General features: G+C 50.8%; 18 protein-coding genes and 2 pseudogenes. 11 read left to right on the forward strand and 9 right to left on the reverse strand.

Annotated elements, in window-relative coordinates; translation table 11 throughout:
- Positions 1-188 precede the first annotated feature (188 nt).
- Positions 189-695: an Lrp/AsnC family transcriptional regulator gene (locus EL633_RS24050; protein WP_126629834.1), complete on the reverse strand. Its 507-nt coding sequence runs from the start codon at positions 693-695 to the stop codon at positions 189-191.
- Between the two features lie 135 nt (positions 696-830).
- On the opposite strand from EL633_RS24050, the gene EL633_RS24055 reads away from it, so the two are divergent.
- Positions 831-1,241, forward strand: coding sequence for a pyridoxamine 5'-phosphate oxidase family protein (locus EL633_RS24055; RefSeq protein ID WP_126629835.1), 411 nt, complete (start codon positions 831-833; stop codon positions 1,239-1,241).
- A gap of 669 nt (positions 1,242-1,910) precedes the next feature.
- Positions 1,911-2,408: a GNAT family N-acetyltransferase gene (locus EL633_RS24060; protein ID WP_126629836.1), complete on the forward strand. Its 498-nt coding sequence runs from the start codon at positions 1,911-1,913 to the stop codon at positions 2,406-2,408.
- A 144-nt stretch (positions 2,409-2,552) separates the two neighbouring features.
- Here the strand turns inward: EL633_RS24060 and EL633_RS24065 are convergent.
- Positions 2,553-2,741: pseudogene (locus EL633_RS24065) on the reverse strand (NAD(P)-binding protein); the annotation flags it as partial.
- A 518-nt stretch (positions 2,742-3,259) separates the two neighbouring features.
- Here EL633_RS24065 and EL633_RS37640 point away from each other — a divergent pair.
- From EL633_RS37640 to EL633_RS24075, 3 genes and pseudogenes are all read left to right on the forward strand, one after another.
- Positions 3,260-3,463, forward strand: a complete 204-nt coding sequence (locus EL633_RS37640; RefSeq protein ID WP_246039242.1) for a hypothetical protein — start codon at positions 3,260-3,262, stop codon at positions 3,461-3,463.
- A gap of 28 nt (positions 3,464-3,491) precedes the next feature.
- A pseudogene (locus EL633_RS24070) lies at positions 3,492-4,670 on the forward strand (IS701 family transposase).
- Positions 4,671-4,754: 84 nt separating this feature from the next.
- Complete coding sequence (locus EL633_RS24075; RefSeq protein WP_126629838.1) at positions 4,755-5,048, forward strand: hypothetical protein; 294 nt, start codon at positions 4,755-4,757, stop codon at positions 5,046-5,048.
- Between the two features lie 59 nt (positions 5,049-5,107).
- On the opposite strand, the gene EL633_RS36725 is transcribed toward EL633_RS24075, so the two are convergent.
- The 4 genes from EL633_RS36725 to EL633_RS24090 form a co-directional block, all read right to left on the reverse strand.
- The gene (locus EL633_RS36725; RefSeq protein WP_161982392.1) at positions 5,108-5,278 is read right to left on the reverse strand and encodes a hypothetical protein; all 171 of its coding nucleotides are present in this window, start codon (positions 5,276-5,278) and stop codon (positions 5,108-5,110) included.
- 126 nt (positions 5,279-5,404) lie between these two features.
- Complete coding sequence (locus EL633_RS24080; protein WP_246039092.1) at positions 5,405-6,085, reverse strand: transposase; 681 nt, start codon at positions 6,083-6,085, stop codon at positions 5,405-5,407.
- The gene (locus EL633_RS24085) at positions 6,025-6,549 is read right to left on the reverse strand and encodes a helix-turn-helix domain-containing protein (protein WP_126626405.1); all 525 of its coding nucleotides are present in this window, start codon (positions 6,547-6,549) and stop codon (positions 6,025-6,027) included. Before EL633_RS24085 ends, EL633_RS24080 begins: the two co-directional genes overlap by 61 nt.
- A 280-nt stretch (positions 6,550-6,829) precedes the next feature.
- Positions 6,830-9,361, reverse strand: coding sequence for a GH116 family glycosyl-hydrolase (locus EL633_RS24090; protein ID WP_126629839.1), 2,532 nt, complete (start codon positions 9,359-9,361; stop codon positions 6,830-6,832).
- A 99-nt stretch (positions 9,362-9,460) separates the two neighbouring features.
- On the opposite strand from EL633_RS24090, the gene EL633_RS24095 reads away from it, so the two are divergent.
- Positions 9,461-10,309: an AraC family transcriptional regulator gene (locus EL633_RS24095; RefSeq protein ID WP_246039331.1), complete on the forward strand. Its 849-nt coding sequence runs from the start codon at positions 9,461-9,463 to the stop codon at positions 10,307-10,309.
- 277 nt (positions 10,310-10,586) lie between these two features.
- Here the strand turns inward: EL633_RS24095 and EL633_RS37645 are convergent, their stop codons facing one another.
- Together EL633_RS37645 and EL633_RS37650 are read right to left on the reverse strand one after the other, a co-directional pair.
- Positions 10,587-10,874, reverse strand: coding sequence for a hypothetical protein (locus EL633_RS37645; RefSeq protein WP_246039243.1), 288 nt, complete (start codon positions 10,872-10,874; stop codon positions 10,587-10,589).
- A gap of 25 nt (positions 10,875-10,899) precedes the next feature.
- On the reverse strand, positions 10,900-12,111 hold the full coding sequence (locus EL633_RS37650) for a beta propeller repeat protein (protein WP_246039244.1): 1,212 nt from the start codon (positions 12,109-12,111) through the stop codon (positions 10,900-10,902).
- A 735-nt stretch (positions 12,112-12,846) separates the two neighbouring features.
- Here EL633_RS37650 and EL633_RS24105 point away from each other — a divergent pair.
- Together EL633_RS24105 and EL633_RS24110 are read left to right on the forward strand one after the other, a co-directional pair.
- Positions 12,847-13,407, forward strand: coding sequence for a YceI family protein (locus tag EL633_RS24105; RefSeq protein ID WP_161982393.1), 561 nt, complete (start codon positions 12,847-12,849; stop codon positions 13,405-13,407).
- Positions 13,408-13,570: 163 nt separating this feature from the next.
- Positions 13,571-14,416: a MerR family transcriptional regulator gene (locus EL633_RS24110; protein ID WP_126629843.1), complete on the forward strand. Its 846-nt coding sequence runs from the start codon at positions 13,571-13,573 to the stop codon at positions 14,414-14,416.
- A gap of 46 nt (positions 14,417-14,462) precedes the next feature.
- On the opposite strand, the gene EL633_RS24115 is transcribed toward EL633_RS24110, so the two are convergent.
- Positions 14,463-14,972: a carbonic anhydrase gene (locus EL633_RS24115; RefSeq protein ID WP_126629844.1), complete on the reverse strand. Its 510-nt coding sequence runs from the start codon at positions 14,970-14,972 to the stop codon at positions 14,463-14,465.
- 425 nt (positions 14,973-15,397) lie between these two features.
- Here EL633_RS24115 and EL633_RS24120 point away from each other — a divergent pair, with 425 nt between their 5' ends.
- The 3 genes from EL633_RS24120 to EL633_RS24130 all read left to right on the forward strand — a co-directional run bounded on the left by EL633_RS24120 (position 15,398) and on the right by EL633_RS24130 (position 17,911).
- Positions 15,398-16,480, forward strand: coding sequence for an NmrA family NAD(P)-binding protein (locus tag EL633_RS24120; protein WP_161982394.1), 1,083 nt, complete (start codon positions 15,398-15,400; stop codon positions 16,478-16,480).
- 2 nt (positions 16,481-16,482) lie between these two features.
- The gene (locus tag EL633_RS24125; RefSeq protein WP_126629846.1) at positions 16,483-17,436 is read left to right on the forward strand and encodes an NmrA family NAD(P)-binding protein; all 954 of its coding nucleotides are present in this window, start codon (positions 16,483-16,485) and stop codon (positions 17,434-17,436) included.
- A gap of 79 nt (positions 17,437-17,515) precedes the next feature.
- Positions 17,516-17,911 (forward strand): VOC family protein, encoded by a 396-nt coding sequence (locus EL633_RS24130; RefSeq protein WP_161982395.1) that lies wholly within the window; start codon positions 17,516-17,518, stop codon positions 17,909-17,911.
- Positions 17,912-17,915: the final 4 nt, after the last annotated feature.

Raw genomic sequence — 17,915 nt, forward strand, 5'->3', positions numbered from 1 at the left:
ATTGGCTTCACCACAAGGTGATATCACGTGAGCGTTGAGTGTGTTCAGCCACGCTTCATCTTCGTGAGCGTAACAGAAAAATATATTGATAGGCATAGGGCGAGGCTCGTTGTGCTGCATTGGATAAAGAAGGTCGAATATGGGAAGCCTCAGAAACGGAACGAGCCGATCACGGATCAGTGCCTCTCTTACTTGCTCCACCCTGGATAGCTTGGAAGATCGAAGTTGGTGTCGCACATCTCCCAATCGATAACGCGATGGGACAAGATGCTGGAGGTGACGAGATGGACAACCAATGCCCCATGAGCACTCAAGCGATGATTGAGTGCTTCGAGATGCTGCATAGAAGAGAAAGCCACTTTTAGGACAACGCAATGGCTGCTACTGAGCTTATGCAACTCCAGCACTTCTGGAAATTCCTCCAGGGTAGAAGTCCGTAGCAGGCATGAACCGTGGTTACAGTGCAGATGGATCAGAGCCAGCAGGGGCATACCTAGCTTTGCAGGATCGAGCTGGACGCTGTAACCGGTAATCACCCCTGCCGCCTCCAGCTTACGCAGGCGCGCTGCTGTCGCCGGCGCAGACAATCCGACCCGAAGTCCCAATTCGTTCGCCGAGAGGCGTGAGTCCTGCTGTAACTCATGGAGAAGCTTCCAGTCGGTGCTATCAAGTGGCCTTTCTGATTGTAAAGCCATATTTCCAATATTCCTTCTCTTTTGTAAGCAGTATAGCATATCTTCGATATATTTTGTATTCCCTGATTACCTGCTTTCAACTATACTCTTGTAGTAGCTTGTTACGAGAACCGAGTATGAAAGGCAGAGAGAACGATGACAAGTCAGCTTTCTGATTGGGCCAGACAATTTTTGCACGAGTTACATTACGCGGTGCTAAGTACGCTTAACCCGGATGGGAGTGCCCAATTGACGACGATGTGGTATGTCCTAGGCGATGATGCCACGATTATTATGAGTACCCTGACTCATGTACGCAAAGTAAAGAATCTACGTCGAGACGCCCGTATCGCGATCTGCGTACCTGACGGCAATCGCTATGTTAGCTTATCTGGACAAGCCTCTATTTGTGAGGAGCAGAGCAGAGTGCGCCGGGATATTGAGCAACTGGTGCAACGCTATGTACCAGATGAAGCCGCTCGCCCACAAACAGTTGAACTCCTCTTTGGGCAGGGTCGGGTTTCGCTACATTTTACGCCAGAAAAAGTGACCGAGTTCTCATTGTAAGGAGAAGAGCATGATGATCCTTATTACTGGTGAAGCAGGCTTCATCGGTCTGCATACGGCACGTGCGCTACTTCCTGGCTATGGGTGAAACGTACGTACTCACGCACCACCGCCTGACGCGTATCCCCGAGTTTATCAAGGAGGACATTGGTTCTCGTCTATTCATTGAACACCTTGATATGACGAATGAGACAATGCATTCTTGAAACTTGGTGAGAAGTATCCTATCACCGGGATCATTTAACTGGCGGTTAGCTGGACAAGGGCGCCGGGTTCCCGTGTGCGAGAATTATTTGAGGACATCCAGGACAACATGGTTGGTCTTGTGAATGCGCTTGAGGCGGCACTGGCATGGAAGATCCAACGCACCCTGGTAGCAAGCACGCTGAATGTGTATGAAATAAGGTCAAGCTGTAGCAAGTTCTAAAACCAAGAGCAGGTAATTCACCCATTGATTGTTTGAGAAGCTGCTCCTCACCTTGCTTTTTTCCTCAACGATTTATCCATTGGCATGCGGGTGGCGAGGCGAAGAGGAGCCTGAACGTTCGATCCTGGGCGGATTTTTTCAACTCAAATAAACAGAAGCGGTATAATACGAAAGGTTACTATGCTTTATCGTTCTTGTCGGATGTTATTTACACACTAGTCGCACCTTCTAAGGAGGATTCCATGCAGTTCGAGTCACTGGATATCGAAGTGCGCCACGCCCGTAGCGACGACGCACAAGCGATCGGTGCTGTGTTCGACGCGGCTGTGCAGGCAGGCTGGACGTACTTGGGTGAACTTGCGAAGAAGCCGATGTTTGTGTCGCATGACTGGGATCAACTCGTAGCTGACCATGCCCCGCCGAATGTGCTTCTCGTCGCGGCAGACAAGACCGGGCGCGTCCTGGGATTTACCGCCGCGCACCCCGAAGATGGTGAGATGTTCCTGCTCTTCGTCCACCCCGCCTCTGCAGGACGTGGCGTTGGGCGCATGCTACTGAGCGCTGCCCACGAGGGGCTACGCGCGGCCGGTTGCAAACAGGCATTCCTGTTCGTTCACGAGCAGAACCGCCGGGCGCTGGCGGTTTACAAGGCCGCTGGCTATCGCCCCGACGGATCAATCCGCCAGTCAGACTTTAGAGGCACTGCAATACGCGAGGTACGCCTTGTCAAAGAGCTTTGAGACGGGAGGGATTCCTCACCGTGCTTGATTGTCTGTCACCCTGGTACATTGGCTGAAAGTTCGCCAGGAAGCGAAGAATTGGAAATTATGTCGAACGTTCGGCCCTGGCAGCGCAATAGGCGAAGATTATCAAGCGAGCGACCTGAGTAAGACATGAAGTTGTCGACTTTGTGGTACTCCTGGTCGAAAGTTGGGCCTATCGTGTGGATACACATCGCGTTCTAGCACTGTTACTTGCTGAAAGGTATCTGCCAGGACACGGGCAGCGAGCAAGCCAGCCATGCCTCCTCCAATAACAATTGCATGACCCCTTTGTTGCTTCCTTCTCACCATCACATTCCTTTTTTCTCTTTGTTCTGTCTACGTGTGATCATAACATATTCACATCTTTTCTTACGACCAAAAGAAATCAATACGTTGATGCAGCCTCATGTTCCTTTCTGACTGCTTTCTGAGGATCTATGATAATGAAGAGTATTAAAATATTCAAGGAACAATCGATACATGAATATATATCCGCCCCCGATTTTTCGGAGCAAGATATGGGCAGCAGCATCATCAAGAAAGTGAACAACGTTCAGAGGGAGCACTCCAGATCGCCAAAGATACCAGCGTAAAATATAATGTTCAATTGCCGCCATGCCACCAAAAGCATGAAGAATTCACAGATCTGAGCCTGCACCAGGCAGAGATGCTGATACGCTTCCATGCACACTACAGCCGCACTTGTTTGAGCGCTGCAGGAATGACTCTGAAGAGGACAAAAAAAGCTCCAAAATCATCTTCTTACATATGTGACATGCTGTGTGTAGAAAAACATCCCAGAGCGTCACTCCTGAAAGATGAACATCATGAAGCATTCTCACCATACCACACGACATGGAGAGGAAACAACCGTTTTCGATCTGGTGCGATGGTCCCAAGAGTTAGCACGGTTGCATGCACGTATTGCGCCTCGTTTTGCCCGCCCGCAACCCCGGCGTCGTGTCCTCGCCTATCTCCAAGGACTTCTGAGTGATATCCCACGCAAAAATGGCTGGCTGGCAATTGACTGAACACGCTCGAGAACTCCGACCTGATGGCATGCAACGTTTGCTTGCCAGCGCCGTCTGGGATGCTGATCTGGTACGTGATGACCTGCGTGAGTACATTCTGGAGAAAATCGGTACGGCTCAAGCAATCCTGGTGATCGATGAAACCAGTTTTCCCAAGTGAGGCAAGAAATCAGCAGGCGTGCACATTCAACATTGTGGAACAACTGGCGAGCGGGAAAATTGCCAGGTTGGCGTTTTTCTCTCCTACGTGAGCGCAAAAGGTCATACATTGTTGGATCGTGAGCTGTATATTCCCAAACGGTGGTGTGATGATCCCGAGCGCTGTCGTGAGGCGGGAATTCCTGAGGTGACGCGTTTTCACACCAAGTGTGAACTTGCACGCATGATGCTTGAGCGTGTGTGGCAGGCTCAGATCTCAGTCAACTGGGTCGTGGCAGATTGTGTCTATGGCAGTAATGCAACGTTACGGGACTGGCTCCAGGCCCATCATTACTTCTCTGTCATGGCTGTGCGGTGTACAGAGCCCATCGAGATCCAGACGCCTACGGGACGAATGCGCATGACCGTAGCGGAAGCAGGAGCGCGCTTCATCCAACCTCAGGAGTGGCAGCGCCTCTCAATGGGAGACGGAACGAAAGGGCCTCGCTGGTTTGACTGGGTCTGCCTGCCGATATTACACCACGGTGAAGATGATGGACAACACTGGATGCTCATTCGGCGCCTGGTGACCGATCCACGGGATACGGTTTTCTCTGTGGCCTTTGGTCCGGTCGGGACCACCTTAGCCGATCTGGTCAACGCGATTGCTGCCCGGTGGCATGTTGAAGAGGATTTTGAAACCGCCAAAGACAGTAGGATGGATCAGTATGAAGTACGGACCTGGACTGCATGGTACCGATCAATCACGCTTGCGATGGTCGCTCAAGCCTTTCTTGCAGGCATCTGTGCCCAAAACCAGGGGGACCAGATGGTGCGACAAAACAACACCATGCCCTACGAACGCTACCTGCCCTTGACCAGGCAAGAAGTGCGTCATCTTTTGGGGCACCTTCTCTGGCCTCACCCTCACAATGCTCCACTTCTGTTGGCCTGGTCCTGCTGGAGGAGGTGCCATCGGAGTTTGGCCTGTTACTACCATACGAAACGTCGTCGAGAAAGAGTATCCTCTCGCTTTGCTCTTGAGGACCAACTTCTCCCTGTGGGGTGATGTCCTTGCATCCTGGGGATATCCCTGGGAATTCCTGAAGACTATTCCCTCTGTCTGTTGTGTGATTTGAAAGGAGTTTTTATCATGACGTTGTTTTCTGTGATTGCGTGTTGTGAACAGTTGACCATTGACCCCAAAACGTTGCGTCGCTGGCTGCAGCACGCTGGCATGTCGCTCCAGGTGCACCCTCTGGATAGACGATTAAAGTGTTTGACCCACGAACAGGTGCAATGGCTAGCAACCTTGCATGGGCGCGTGCTCAAACCAGATGAAGCGTGCTTCTCCACATCGCTGGTGGAAACCGCACCTCTGGGGGGCGTTGCAGAGCCACGTGACCAACCCATCCTCGGCGATGCGACCCTGGGGTTGGGCTCATGAGGGAGATGGAACTAGATAGTTGAAATAGTGTGTATATGGGTGATTATAGTTCCGAAACTCTAGCGAATCCTGACAGTGTCAGGATTCGCTAGAGTTTCGGAACTATGCAAGGCTTCGTGCGCGGGGAGCAACAACACCTGCTCGTGAGCGGTGATGACATCAAAGGAGGGTAGACAGCCAGCAAGGTGTCGATTGTGCTCAGGCCTGCTTAAATTAATAAGTGGTTTCATACGTCGCTCCTTTTCTGACTGTCCCCTCCCGAGACGAGGACACCAGATGAGATAAGACATAATGAGATGGACACGGTGCTCGTCACGCTGATACTGCAATGCACTTGTCTTTTCCCTAGTGCATTCTCAAGAGACCTTTGCCGGGAGTGATAAATGAGCTTCATACGAGCAGTGATAATAGGCGCAAATGCGCTCAGCCAGTTGCTTGGCCGAGAGCAGCCCGTTGGGTTCCACAACGGCACGCTTGCCATGGACCCATTTGGGTTCAATGGGATTGAGCCAGGGACTCTGTTTGGGCAGAAACAGTGGCAGGATACGCACGCCCTGGCCCTTGCTCTTGACTTTCTGGTTCTGCTCTCTGATCCATGTGCGCACGATCTTACTGGAGTGCCAGGGAGCATTATCCCAGATCAACAACCACGCCGTTTTGCCCAGGCGCTCCAATTCAGTGCAGCAAGAGGCCAAAAACTGCGTCGTGATGTCACTGACTGGACGTCCATCGACGAAGCGCAAGGACATCTGGTCGCGGATGGGGGCTTGGGCAGGACCTCGTTGCCACAGGACCCCATAACAGGCCAGAGCTTTGGCATCGGAATCGGCCTTTTGCCAGGTTTGTTCCACCAGGTGAACAGGGTCATCGCTCGTCTGCCAGGCACGAGTGCGAGGCAACGCAAAACGAGACCACCACACCTCGTCCAAAAAACCGATGGCCCAGTTGGCGGCTTGTTTCTCTTGCGAGACCCAGCTCAACAATCGGTCGCGAGCCGTTTTTTTTCCTGGTACAACGGATCGGGGCTGGTGATCCAATGCTTCGCTCGCTTCCAGTTGATGCCCAGACGCAAGAGCGTTTGGCGCATCGTCTCGATGGAGACTTCCCGTGCCATCCAGCCAAGGCGCACACCCTGCTGGACGAGCAAATCGAGCGTCCATAGGCTCGTCTCGAAGCCAAAATCGCGAGGCGGACGATGCAACACCGTTTTGAACATCTCGGCCGTGACATCTTCTCGCAGAACAGTTGGCAAATGGTGGGGACGACTCGATCCAGCTTGCAGGGAGGAACGCCCCTGCTGATTGAACGCGTGGATAGCACGGCGAACTGTTTGTTCGTCGCAGGAGAGCGCCTTTGCGATGCCGGGAGCGGTTTCCCCACGAGCTGAGGCCAACAAGACCTGGCTGCGACGAAGCACAAAGGCATCCGAGGAACGCAGCCCGCTGGTGAGCGACCTCTGTTCCTGTTCGGACAGATCACGGACAAAAATGTGTGCTTTCATGGCTCTGAGTATACCATATCCCGGATCACCTTTATTGAGAATGCACTAGGTGCAGTATACAGGAGAAAAGACGGTAGGGCAACAAGCAAGGGCGAAAACCCGCCTCTCCGCCTGGGTTTCAATTACAGCAGCTTGCGGCGGGTTACGCTTTTGTCATCTTTCTCATCCTTGTCACTCATAGTGAAACGCAAAAACGTTGGAGAAGGCAACCTTTTTCTCGCAACGCTCTTTCTTTCACGTCTGCAAAAAATGAAGTATACCCTTCGGTGTGTCGGTGCCATTAGTTTCTTGCTACCTGTAGCACTATTGACTCTCCTTGCTTCAGCATACCAGTTTCAGGTCCCTTTCCTTCGCCAAAATCTGTGAGTATCAGGCGTTGGAATGTAATTTCCCCATAGAGAACATTGAGTACTACCTCTACTTCTTTCTCAGTAGGATGGAGTGTACAATTGCCCCAGGCGTACCCGTTTGACCAGAAATATGTTGCATCCCGTTGTGGTTGGCCAAAATATACTGCCCCTCCGTTGAGTGCCGAATAGTGGAAGCCACTAAGCGCAAGCACTGCAGCCCAGCTTGCCATGGAACGAGCATAATATGAACCACACTCCGCTTCATCAAATGGATTACGATTTCCTCCCGTATAGCGCGCTCGGACCGCAGTTATTCCACGAATACCTTCCTCAGAGAACCCCTCGTATAACATATGGGTACAGACCGTATGCTCAAAACCAGTCATGACCTCACTATAATATGGAAATGGTTGTTGGGGTCGTTCCCCATGTGGGTAGCTACACATCAGGAACGCCGCCTCATCGTTGAGAGCATAGGTGCGCATGTGGTTAGGATGCTGAGCAAGTGATTTTTGGAAATTGTAACGCATAATACTGGATAATGTTGTTCTTACATGGCTGGGTTCAACGAGATAGCCAAGGTTACAGATGTGGGCCATCCACTGACCCACCAGTTGATCTATCAGACAGCCAGCCCCCAGCTGATACTCAGGATGTGCCAGGTTGTGTGCACCTGTACCCAGACGTAGCCCGGGTGCAATGCTTTCCTCATTCAATGGAGGGTGCACTTTTTGTTCGTAGTACTCTCCATTGTACAAATGCGTATCGATCCATTGGCTGCCTTGACTATAAAGTTTGTGGCACCGCCTGGCAAACTCAAGTTCTTTGAGGCTATAAGCCATCTCCTCGGCCGCCCGCAATGCTCCCAGATACCAGAGACCCATTTGCGGATTGGGCCCATAGTACTCCACATCCATAGTGTTATGCTGGCACCCTTCCATTACACCATCCTGATCGGCATCCCATCCTCCTGGTTGCCAGCAAAATTCGAGAGCCTGCCGTGCTTTCGGCCACAATTTCTGTAACCAGGAATGATCGCCAGAGAGTTGCCAATCGCGATAGAGTTTCATAATGCAGCCCATCTGTCCATCAGCAGCGGCCAATCCGTGTTCCGTTGCATGGTCCAATGGGAGATTAATACGGAAACTCATGAGGCCCGCATCATTTGTCCCATGGAGAAATTCGACTTCTCGCATTCCTTGTGCCAGCTTGCCAAACAGAAATGCGGTCGCCTGCTCATAGTTCCATACATGGGTGCAGGAACCATAACAACTTCCACTGGTATCATTACACCCTTCCCAGCCAAAGAGGTAGCCATCCTCGGTTCGAAATGTGGTCTGGGAACGCAAGGCACTTAGATTGTAGAGGGCCGCTTCTTTGACGACGGTAGGCAACGAGCTTTCGCAGAAGGTACGCACAAAGGTTACTGTCTTGGCCTCCAGCACGGGTAATTGTTCGGCAGTACGCACAGCCACATCCCAGGCATCCTGAGAGAGGGTGGTATAATAATTGCCAATATGATTCGCATTCCTTGATTCTTTGTCATTTTCAGCCGGGATATGTGGTGTCCAGGTCTGTCGATTAGGAAAATGCCAGGTAAGTAGAAAGGTAATCGCACGTTCTTCATGGGGAGGAATATCGAGCCGTATCGCAAGTGAGCCCTGAGGATCTTCAACACCTGACGGTTCACGCTCATCCAATTGACCATCAGTTGAGAAATCATCCCAAAAATCGAGAAGCGTATCATTCCAGCCCAGTTTCGCCCAGGCGGTACGATAGCTGACACCTTCACTTGCTGTCGTTGTTAGCGCCAGTGATCCAAATTGTTCGGCAAGTGGATGGACACCACGAGAGAAAAAATATATTCCCTGAATACTCTTTCCTCTTCGATAGTCGTTCCTATTTTGTTGAGGGGCTCCGGCAACACCATCCCAACCAACAAAGTTTTGCATGTTACCACAGATTGCGCTTGTAACAACTTCATCACTTGCATTTGTCAGAACAAAACGCAGCATAGCAACCGGGAGTCCGCTTTTTTCTGCATCGGTAGGGATGAAAGGATTAAATGCCTGAAGCCGTACGTTGACTGGCATATGAGGATCAGAGAGAAGAACCTGTCCAAAGGGATACGCTGCTTCAAATTGACAGAAACGGAAACGTGGCAGGCCTGCATTTGGTGTTGGTGTGCCATGAGGTCCTCCGTATGGAGGTTGTAAGCGACCTTCGAGTACTTTTGTGCAACTTTTACCACTTGCTGTACGTGTGTACAGGGCAAAAAAGGTATTGAGAGGAATGAAATGGTGTGATGGACGGTTCATTACTTCCCATTGGCACAAATTTCCACGTCCGCCTAGCGCAACACTGCCAGTCCCAATTCCGCCTAGCGGAAGTGCGACACAAGTCAGTTGGTCCTGTTCATACTGTGTCAGGACCGGCCATGTTGGAATAGTTTGCTGTACCACTAAAAGAATCCTTTCTTCTTTGTATGACTATCCAAACCATACCGTGAAATCCGTAGAGAATCAATTGCCTCTATCTGAAATGAGTGGTATAATTTGGCAATGCAGCGGAAAGAGGCGCAGCAGGTCTGCTGGAGTATTTCATTGAAATCTCCCCCAAAAGTGATGATTATCGGTACCGCAACCCACGGTGAGCAAGCATTGATGGAGCAGTATCATTCAAATGTGTGGGTGCTCCTGCTCTTTCGGTATGCAGGTGAATTGGCGGTCGATGATTATGTGTTGCCTGTCCAACCAGGCTATTGCGGTGTCTTTCCGCCTGACGCAACGCTGACCCTTCACTACCAGGGGCGCTCAACACATCATTATGCCCATCTTACGCTCCCTGGTGGGCGTGGTGAGCCAGAGGTTCCCATTGCCGCGATAACCGATCTGGGAACGGACTTTGCACGCTTTGAGGAGCAGTATGAAGCTGCTATTTGCGCTTATCCTGGTAGTCCCGAGCGTACAAATATGCTGCTGTGGGACCTGCTGTGGCAATTGACAGAGCGTACTCCAATTCAACAGCATGCATCGACCACGCGCCATCCTGCCCTGCGCCGGGCACTGGAACTCATTGAGCTACGTTTGAGCGATACTATTCGTATCGCTTCACTCGCCGAGGACGTGCATATCTCCCACCGCCAACTCTCCAACCTCTTTCACGATACGTTAGGCACAACTATTACAGGCTATATTCGCCACCGGCGCATTGAGCGTGCACAGATGTTGCTGACCCAAACCAACCAGCCAATCAAGCAGATCGCAACTGCTGTAGGCATACCCGATCTCCACCACTTCAATAAAATCATTCGTCGCGAATTAGGAGACGCACCACGGCGTTTGCGTTCACTTCCTGCTTCCCAGGCTCATCTTTCATCAAACAGCATCTTCACACAATCCCAGCCGTAAAATTCCGCTTCATTCATGAGCATTAAAAATATGGTTTTGATACTCGTGGCCATCTCTACAGCAGTAATGACAGGCTTATTCTTTAGGCATGGTTCAAAATGAGATCGAGCCACTGTGACATTTGACGAACTTGTTGATAACAGGAAGTTGGCTTCCGACATCTGTATGGCGCAAGTTGGTTGGGGGAGGTCTCAAATGGCTTAGTGCAGGCCCAGAAAAGCTCCTGTGTAAAGAGATAGACAACAGTTCAGCATCCTGCTAGACTGTTGAAACAGCTTCAATGACAGGAAGAACTGAGCGCTCCTGACTGCTCTCGACCAAAGGAAGCACAGGATGCGAACGTGGAAGAACATGAGCGTTCCCAGAAAGCCAGTTGATGAGAAGAAGGAGGAGCGGGAGAGAACAATGCCATACGAAAAGACGATCCAGGTAGTTCGACAGGCGTTGTCGGAAGCGCTAGTCGAGTTGGAGAAATGGTTTGAACAATCAGAAGAGAGTCACTGCTATCATCCACAAGATGGCGGCTGGTCGATCCAAGCCATTCTTGAGCATGTGACGCTGACAAACCATTACCTGCTCCTTATTATTCGTCAAGGACGAGAGAAAGCGTTGCGCCGAGCAGGGCGCGGAGAGCCCATACATGAAGGAGAGAGCGATCTGGATCGCCTAACCCCGATTGGGCATCCTGACGCTTTCCCCTGGATCAGGCCAGAGCACATGGAGCCAACGGGAGCTTCCCTTACAGATGTGGGCGAGAACACGATACTCCACTTTGCGCCATCCCGGTGCACAATCAGCCCGGTCGAGACAGAGTTCTTGACGGACGCACCAACGGCCCAGATATCATTGGGTGCAACTGCCGTTATGCTACTGAGCGTCTGCTGGATACCATTTCCACTAGATGGACTGTCAACGTTACTCCAGGTCGAGCCATCCCAATGCACAATGATCGGGGCCTGTTTGGCTACCTGGTAACCAACCGCCCAGAGATTGTTCACGCCAGTACCTGTGATTGAGGTCAACTCTCCTTCAATAAAAGGAAATGCACCAGCAGAAAGGTTGCTCCATTGCGTACCATCCCAATGGATGATATTCGTATTGGAACGTGAACTATGACCGGAGACCACTTGCGATCCCACAGCCCAGATATTATTCGCAGACAGCGCGAAGACACCGTTCAGTACCTTTGTATTTGCAGCAGCTGGCACATTACTCCACTGCTTGCCATCCCAGTGCTCGATGAGACCCTGGAAAGGGACAATCGTATTGATATACGTTGTACCAACCGCCCAGATATTAGTGGGCGAGACAACTGCCAGGGCTTCAAGCTGACTACCATACGAGCCTTTTGGCAAACCAATGTTGGAGACCACGCTCCACTGTGTACCATTCCAGTGCTCCACGAGAGCGGTCGGATAGTCATCGTGTGTGACAGCGGTATTCCCAACAGCCCACACATCATTTGAAGAGACTGCAGCGACAGCCTTGAGCTCACTCGAGTTCACCGAGGGACTCGGAATAACGCTCCAGGCCGAGCCATTCCAATGTTCTGTGAGAATATGCTGCTCTAATTGAGCATCTCGATAGGAACCAACCACCCAGACATCAGTCGAGGAAATAATGGCGATGCCACTTGCCGTGCTATTGGCAAATGTTTGAGCTGGAAATGCAGAGGTCGCCCTCTCTTTTTGCATGTTCTGACCACTTCGTGCCGCGGCACTGGCACTTGTGACAACAATAGAGAAAGTAGCGAGTAATGCGACGAGCAGCATTGAAAACAAGCCGATTCTTTTACGCATCATACGTCTCCATGGCAAATAACTTGTTTGGCACCAGACAAGTTTTTCATAGGGCTACGTCCTTCATAGACACCCTATGTCCAATAAAAATATTAAGTGCGCACATATCTTCTATTGTATAAGCAACAACGACAGACTGTCAAACATTCTGTAAAGCCCAGATCCTTAGATCCTACCGGTTTTTGGATGAAAAGCCTTATGGTTTCATCTTCACGTCACGAGTCATATACTAAACCTCTATTGGTGATCCTCCGGTGCTGCCCGGCTCAAAATCTGATCAGGAAGAAATGTGGGTCAGAGCTTTTGTGCTGCCAGCAGAACCCGTTCGAGTATGTGGGTCAGGGAGAAAGTCAGTAAAGTATTTCACCATACTTTGGGCATAGATAGGCCACGCTTCATGCATCTGTAACCATCAGTTAGGCGCTTCTATCCATGAACAGTGAGAAATGTTTGCCACGTTCTCAGTTGTGTTCGATCTGTTCGTTGGTCCATCGCTAAAGTGTAGCATAAAATCCGTTGCATGCACAATCATTGCACATACAACGACTTTGTGATATACTTTCATAGTTGCATATGCAACTATACGCCGTACAACAATCTGTAGAAAGCAGGGATTCTTCCAGGAAGTAAGGAGAAGCGCATCTAGCAGAAGGCACGTCATCTTACTTTCCGCAAGGAGAGCAAAGCCATTTTTCGTCATTGCAGATGCTTTTACACAAAATGAAAGAGGAATATACCATGAGCTGGCAATTTGATCCAGGACATACCTACATTGGTTTTACAGGCCGCCATATGATGGTCGCCACTGTGCGAGGAGAGTTTGAGAAATTCACAGGAACCGTGGTCTTTGACGAACACGATCTCACACGCTCCACAATAGCTATCCAAATCGATGCGGCAAGTGTGAAGACACGCAATTCCCAACGAGATGAGCATTTTCGTTCGGCAGATTTTTTCGATGTTGAGCATTTTCCCTTGATTACCTTTCAAAGCAAACAAGTAGTGATGACCGATGCACATCATGGACACCTTATTGGCGATCTCACTATTCGCGGTACTACCCGAGAAGTCGTCTTAGAGGGTGAATTTGCTGGAGTAAACATGACGCCTTTCAACACCTATACGGCCGGATTCAATTTACGAGGACAAGTGAACCGTAAGGACTGGGGCTTGAACTGGAATGCGGTAATAGCGGGTGGGGGTCTGGTTGCCAGTGATGAAATTACTCTTGTCATTGACCTTGAACTTACCAGGCCAGTGGAAGCCGTAGCAGTTCAAACCGAAGAAAAACCAGCATAAGGATATAAAAGAGGAAAGGAGCATTTTCATAGTACAGCATCTGGAGGTACATGCCCCCCAGGAATTACGGAAAAGACTCGCCAGGACAGAATAGCTTGACATTGCCGTAACGTCAAACTATACACTCTCTGTAGAGAACAGAACGTTTCAAGGAGGAAGTGACATGTTTCGTATCGGCGAGTTTTCTCGAATTGCTCAGGTTTCAGGCCGTCTCCTACGGTATTACGACGAGATTGGCTTACTCAGTCCCGAATTTACCGACCCACAAACTGGATATCGATATTATAGTGCGTACCAACTCCCCCGACTGAATCGTATTTTAGTGCTGAAAGAATTGGGCTTATCACTAGAACAGGTCGCCCGATTGCTCGATCAGCAAACGTCAACCGATGAAATTCGGGGGATGCTGACGCTACGAAAGGCCCAAATTGAGCGCACCGTTCAAGAAGAAATGGCCCGCTTTCGCGATATTGAATCTCGACTGCAACACCTCGATGGACTCCAGGTTCCCGACGTCGTCCTGAAAGCAATTCCAGCCCAGGACTATCTCTCTCTTCGAGACGTGCTGCCAGGGATGGACGCAGTACGACGGCGCGTCGAGAATATCGTCGCCGTCGTCCCGCATCGCATCGGAAAGAGCTCCTTGAGCACGATTGCCATCGTGATTCATTCGCCCGTGTATGATCCCGAAGCAATCGATGTTGAAGTGGGATATTTGCTCACGGGAAACGTTCCAGATCGTGTCCTCTTGTCGGAGGATCACATTCTGACGCATCATACACTTCCAGCAGTAGACATGATGGCGACGATTGTGCATGCCGGTCCGGTCTCCGAAAGCCACGGGAGCTACGGCCTGCTTGCTCAGTGGCTTGAGGCAAACCAATACCTAGTCGTGGGGACGGGGCGCGAAATCCTGATGCAACTGCCTCTTCAAGGAAAAGAGGATGAAGCGGTCATGGAACTCCAACTTCCAGTGACGAAACGGGATTCCTCTGCCCATTTCCTCTGAGTTTCGGCCCTCTACGAGGTAGCCGTTGTACACGGCTACTCCACGACTAGAGCGAATCGGGAGCGACAACGGTTTCAACAAGCCCAGTGTTCACATCATAGACCAGCCCAGAGATATCCCACTCGCTCGTCAAAGGGTTTGTCTTGAGCACGGCAACATCGACGGCAACCGCAGCTCGGGGATCGAGGATCGCTTTGGTCGCCAGTTCCGCCGTGTCGATTTGAAAGTAGTCGGCCAACGTGTCGGGTTTGCCTACCATGCGCGTAATTCCACACTGCGTATGATGAAGCACGATGAGGGTCATGTTGCCGGGATTCGCTCCTATCGACAGCAGCATACTGATCGTCTGCAATGTCGCTGGCGTAACCCGACCACCAATACTACGTATGACCATCGCATCCCCAGGCTCCAGACCCAGGATGTGAGCCGGATCGACGCGTGCATCGACGCAGCTGATGATCATCGTCTTTAACGTCCCTACAGGGGGCAAGCCAGCCGTAAACTGATGTACAGCAAATTCCTGATTGCGCTTCTCCAGCATCTCAAGCGTGTTCATGATGTTTCTCCTCTACGAATAGTTTTTTGTAGACACGAGGTACATTCCGTGTTCCGGTGATCGTTTCACTGATCACATTTGCAGTGTACAGTTTGACGTAACGTCAAAGTCAAGCCCCACTTGTTCATAAAGTTGGTGCACCACCGTGATTCCTTTTCACACGTTCTCAACACGAAGGCTTTTTGATACTCCGTCAGAGGTACAGCACATGTGGTACCAGACGTGAGCAGAGAGAGAGCGGATTTTGGGGAGAGGAGTACCTCTTTTTGCAATCCACCTCAGCGAGGTAAAGAGGACAAAATGGTGGTTGGTGATCCACTTCCAGCGAGTTAGTGCCGCAGAAAAGGGGGCTTGACTTTGACGTTACGTCAAACTGTACACTGCAAATGGAGTTACTTTACTTTCCTGAATAGGAGCGAATGTCCATGGATACACCTAGAATTCTCGTTTTGACGGCTGCTGGAAGAACCGGCATGCCTCTTGCCCTTCAACTCCTCGGCGAAGGATTTCCCGTTACCGCCTTCGTACGAAAGGAAGATGCTCGTAGCGAACGCCTCAAGGCGAAGGGCGCAGAGATCGTCGTCGGCTCACTCACAGACGTGAACGATATGAGAAAAGCGATGGCAGGAGCACGTCGTGCGTACTTTTGTGTGCCACCAACAGAGGGAAATCTCAAGGCAGCGGCGATCTTCACAGCAGTCGCCGCTGAACAGAAACTGGAGTCAGTCGTCGTCATGAGCCAGTGGCTTTCTCATCCCAATCACCCTGCTCTGCACACACGTGAGGTTTGGCTCGCCGACAGACTGCTCGAACTCTTGCCTGGAACTTCTGTCACCTTCATCAACCCTGGCTTTTTTGCAGATAACGAAATGCAAATCTTACCCTTGATCACTCAATTTGGGCTTCTACCTCTCCCCTACGGCGCAGGCTTTAACGCACCTCCATCGAACGAAGACATGGCTCGAGTGGCAGCTGAAATTCTCGCACGACCAGCAGGTCACGCTGGAAAGACCTATCGTCCTACGAGTTCAAAGCTCGTGTCTCCACAAGAGATTGCAGCAACATTCACCAACGTCCTTGGGCGCAAGGTCAGGTACATCAACATGCCGATAGGGATGCTCTTGAAGGTCATGAAAAGCATGGGCATCCCCAATTACATGCTTGCCATGTACCAACAATACGCGTTTGACTACCAGAAGAATGCCTTTGCCATCAATGCACCAACCAATGACGTTCGTACCGTCACAGGCAAAGAAGCCGAAGACTACGAAACCATCGCGAGACGATATGTTTCCGGCAACCCAGAAGCCACGCCACGTTTCGCGACTCGGTTCAAACTGTTGGTGGTAATGCTCATCTCGCTGCTTCGTCTAGCTCCCAAAACCGTTCCATCCCTTGCGCTTCATGAGTTCTCAGATCCGGCGCACGCAGTCTTGAGTGCAGACTCATCTGAATGGCATCACAGTCACGAAACACACTCACACGAATTAGTAGAGGAGAAGATATAGATATGGTCCAGCAGATAACCTATCTCATCACCGCCGCAACAGGTGTCACGGGCAGAGCAGTGATTGCCGTATTACAGGCACATGGACACCAGAGTATCCGTGCACTTGCACACCGAGAAGACGAGCGCTCAGAGCAGTTGCAAAAGCAAGGCGTCGAGGTCGTCTTTGGCGACTTGCGTGACTTCCATGCGGTCAGGGCGGCATTGCAAGGCGTGAAGCGAGCCTACTTCTGTTTTCCCATTGCGCCTGGGATGGTGCAGGCTACAGCCCAATTTGCTCAGGCCGCAAGAGAGGCTGAGGTTGACGCGATTGTCAATATGTCACAAAAGATTGCGCGTAAGGACGCACACAGTCACGATGCCTTTGACCACTGGCTTTCTGAGCGAGTTTTCGACTGGTCGGGTGTTCCTGTCACCCATCTTCGGCCTACCTTCTTTGCTGAATGGCTGTTGTACCTCTCTCCCATGATCCAACAGGGGACAATGTATGTCCCTTATGGAGCAGGAAAGGCTGCCTTTATAGCGGGGGAGGATCAAGGACGTGTGATCGCACGCATTCTCCAGGACCCGAAGCCTCATCAAGGGCAGGTGTACCCACTCTATGGCCCGATCGAATACACCTTTGCGGAGCTTGCTGCCGAGGTGAGTCGCGTCCTCAAAAGAGAGATAGGGTATCAGCAGGTCCCGTTCGAGGTGCTACGCGAGACGTTCACTGCAGGAGGCGAGAATGTTGCACGCAATGATTCTCTGACAGGGTACGCGGAATCCAATCGACCCGATGCTTTGGGAGAGGAGTCGCATGCCAGTCAGCATCTGCGTGAAGCCGCCATTGACATGGATAATGGCCTGTTTAGCGGTACAAACGACCTTGTCGAGCGAATTACCGGTCGGTCTCCTATGAGGATCGAGGATTTTGTCTTGAAGCATCAAGCAGTCCTGTCTCCAGACAGGGTATAAAAGAGAGTAAGATGTCTTTTTAAAAGTATTTGTCGTTTTGATTATCTTTATGAGAAGAATACGAAGAAGGAGAGAAAGAATGAAACTTGCATCAACAGGACTTGCCCATATTGGTTTGCGCGTCACCGATTTGGCCCGTGCTCGGCACTTTTATGCAGACATACTTGGCTTTGAGCCGCTTCTGGAATTACCAGACCTTCTCATCTGTAATGCATATGGATCAACCATTGCCTTTCGTGGAAATGCGACGCAGACCCACGCTGATGATCGCTTTGATCCCTACCGTGTCGGCCTGGATCATGTCGCCTTGGGGGTGCCTTCTGCCAATGAGCTTGAGGAGATGAAACGGCACCTCGACCTTGCAGGTGTTCCTAATAACGGAGTTGAGCAAGAAACCATGATGCCGATCAGCTACATCAGCTTTTACGATCCTGATGGGATTGCCTGGGAACTGTACGAGATATCTAAGCAGTAGAAGG

Origin of the sequence: Dictyobacter alpinus, assembly GCF_003967575.1 — a bacterium.
In the GTDB taxonomy this organism is placed as follows: domain Bacteria; phylum Chloroflexota; class Ktedonobacteria; order Ktedonobacterales; family Ktedonobacteraceae; genus Dictyobacter; species Dictyobacter alpinus.

Coding starts and splice junctions, on each gene's coding strand:
- EL633_RS24095 (WP_246039331.1), top strand. CDS start 9,461: ATGCAGCGGAAAGAGGCGCAGCAGGTCTGCTGGAGTATTTCATTGAAA.
- EL633_RS37650 (WP_246039244.1), bottom strand. CDS start 12,111: ATGATGCGTAAAAGAATCGGCTTGTTTTCAATGCTGCTCGTCGCATTA.
- EL633_RS24110 (WP_126629843.1), top strand. CDS start 13,571: ATGTTTCGTATCGGCGAGTTTTCTCGAATTGCTCAGGTTTCAGGCCGT.
- EL633_RS24055 (WP_126629835.1), top strand. CDS start 831: ATGACAAGTCAGCTTTCTGATTGGGCCAGACAATTTTTGCACGAGTTA.
- EL633_RS24085 (WP_126626405.1), bottom strand. CDS start 6,549: ATGAAAGCACACATTTTTGTCCGTGATCTGTCCGAACAGGAACAGAGG.
- EL633_RS24125 (WP_126629846.1), top strand. CDS start 16,483: ATGGTCCAGCAGATAACCTATCTCATCACCGCCGCAACAGGTGTCACG.
- EL633_RS24060 (WP_126629836.1), top strand. CDS start 1,911: ATGCAGTTCGAGTCACTGGATATCGAAGTGCGCCACGCCCGTAGCGAC.
- EL633_RS24115 (WP_126629844.1), bottom strand. CDS start 14,972: ATGAACACGCTTGAGATGCTGGAGAAGCGCAATCAGGAATTTGCTGTA.
- EL633_RS24120 (WP_161982394.1), top strand. CDS start 15,398: ATGGATACACCTAGAATTCTCGTTTTGACGGCTGCTGGAAGAACCGGC.
- EL633_RS24130 (WP_161982395.1), top strand. CDS start 17,516: ATGAAACTTGCATCAACAGGACTTGCCCATATTGGTTTGCGCGTCACC.
- EL633_RS24050 (WP_126629834.1), bottom strand. CDS start 695: ATGGCTTTACAATCAGAAAGGCCACTTGATAGCACCGACTGGAAGCTT.
- EL633_RS24105 (WP_161982393.1), top strand. CDS start 12,847: ATGAGCTGGCAATTTGATCCAGGACATACCTACATTGGTTTTACAGGC.
- EL633_RS24075 (WP_126629838.1), top strand. CDS start 4,755: ATGACGTTGTTTTCTGTGATTGCGTGTTGTGAACAGTTGACCATTGAC.
- EL633_RS36725 (WP_161982392.1), bottom strand. CDS start 5,278: ATGAAACCACTTATTAATTTAAGCAGGCCTGAGCACAATCGACACCTT.
- EL633_RS37640 (WP_246039242.1), top strand. CDS start 3,260: ATGAAGCATTCTCACCATACCACACGACATGGAGAGGAAACAACCGTT.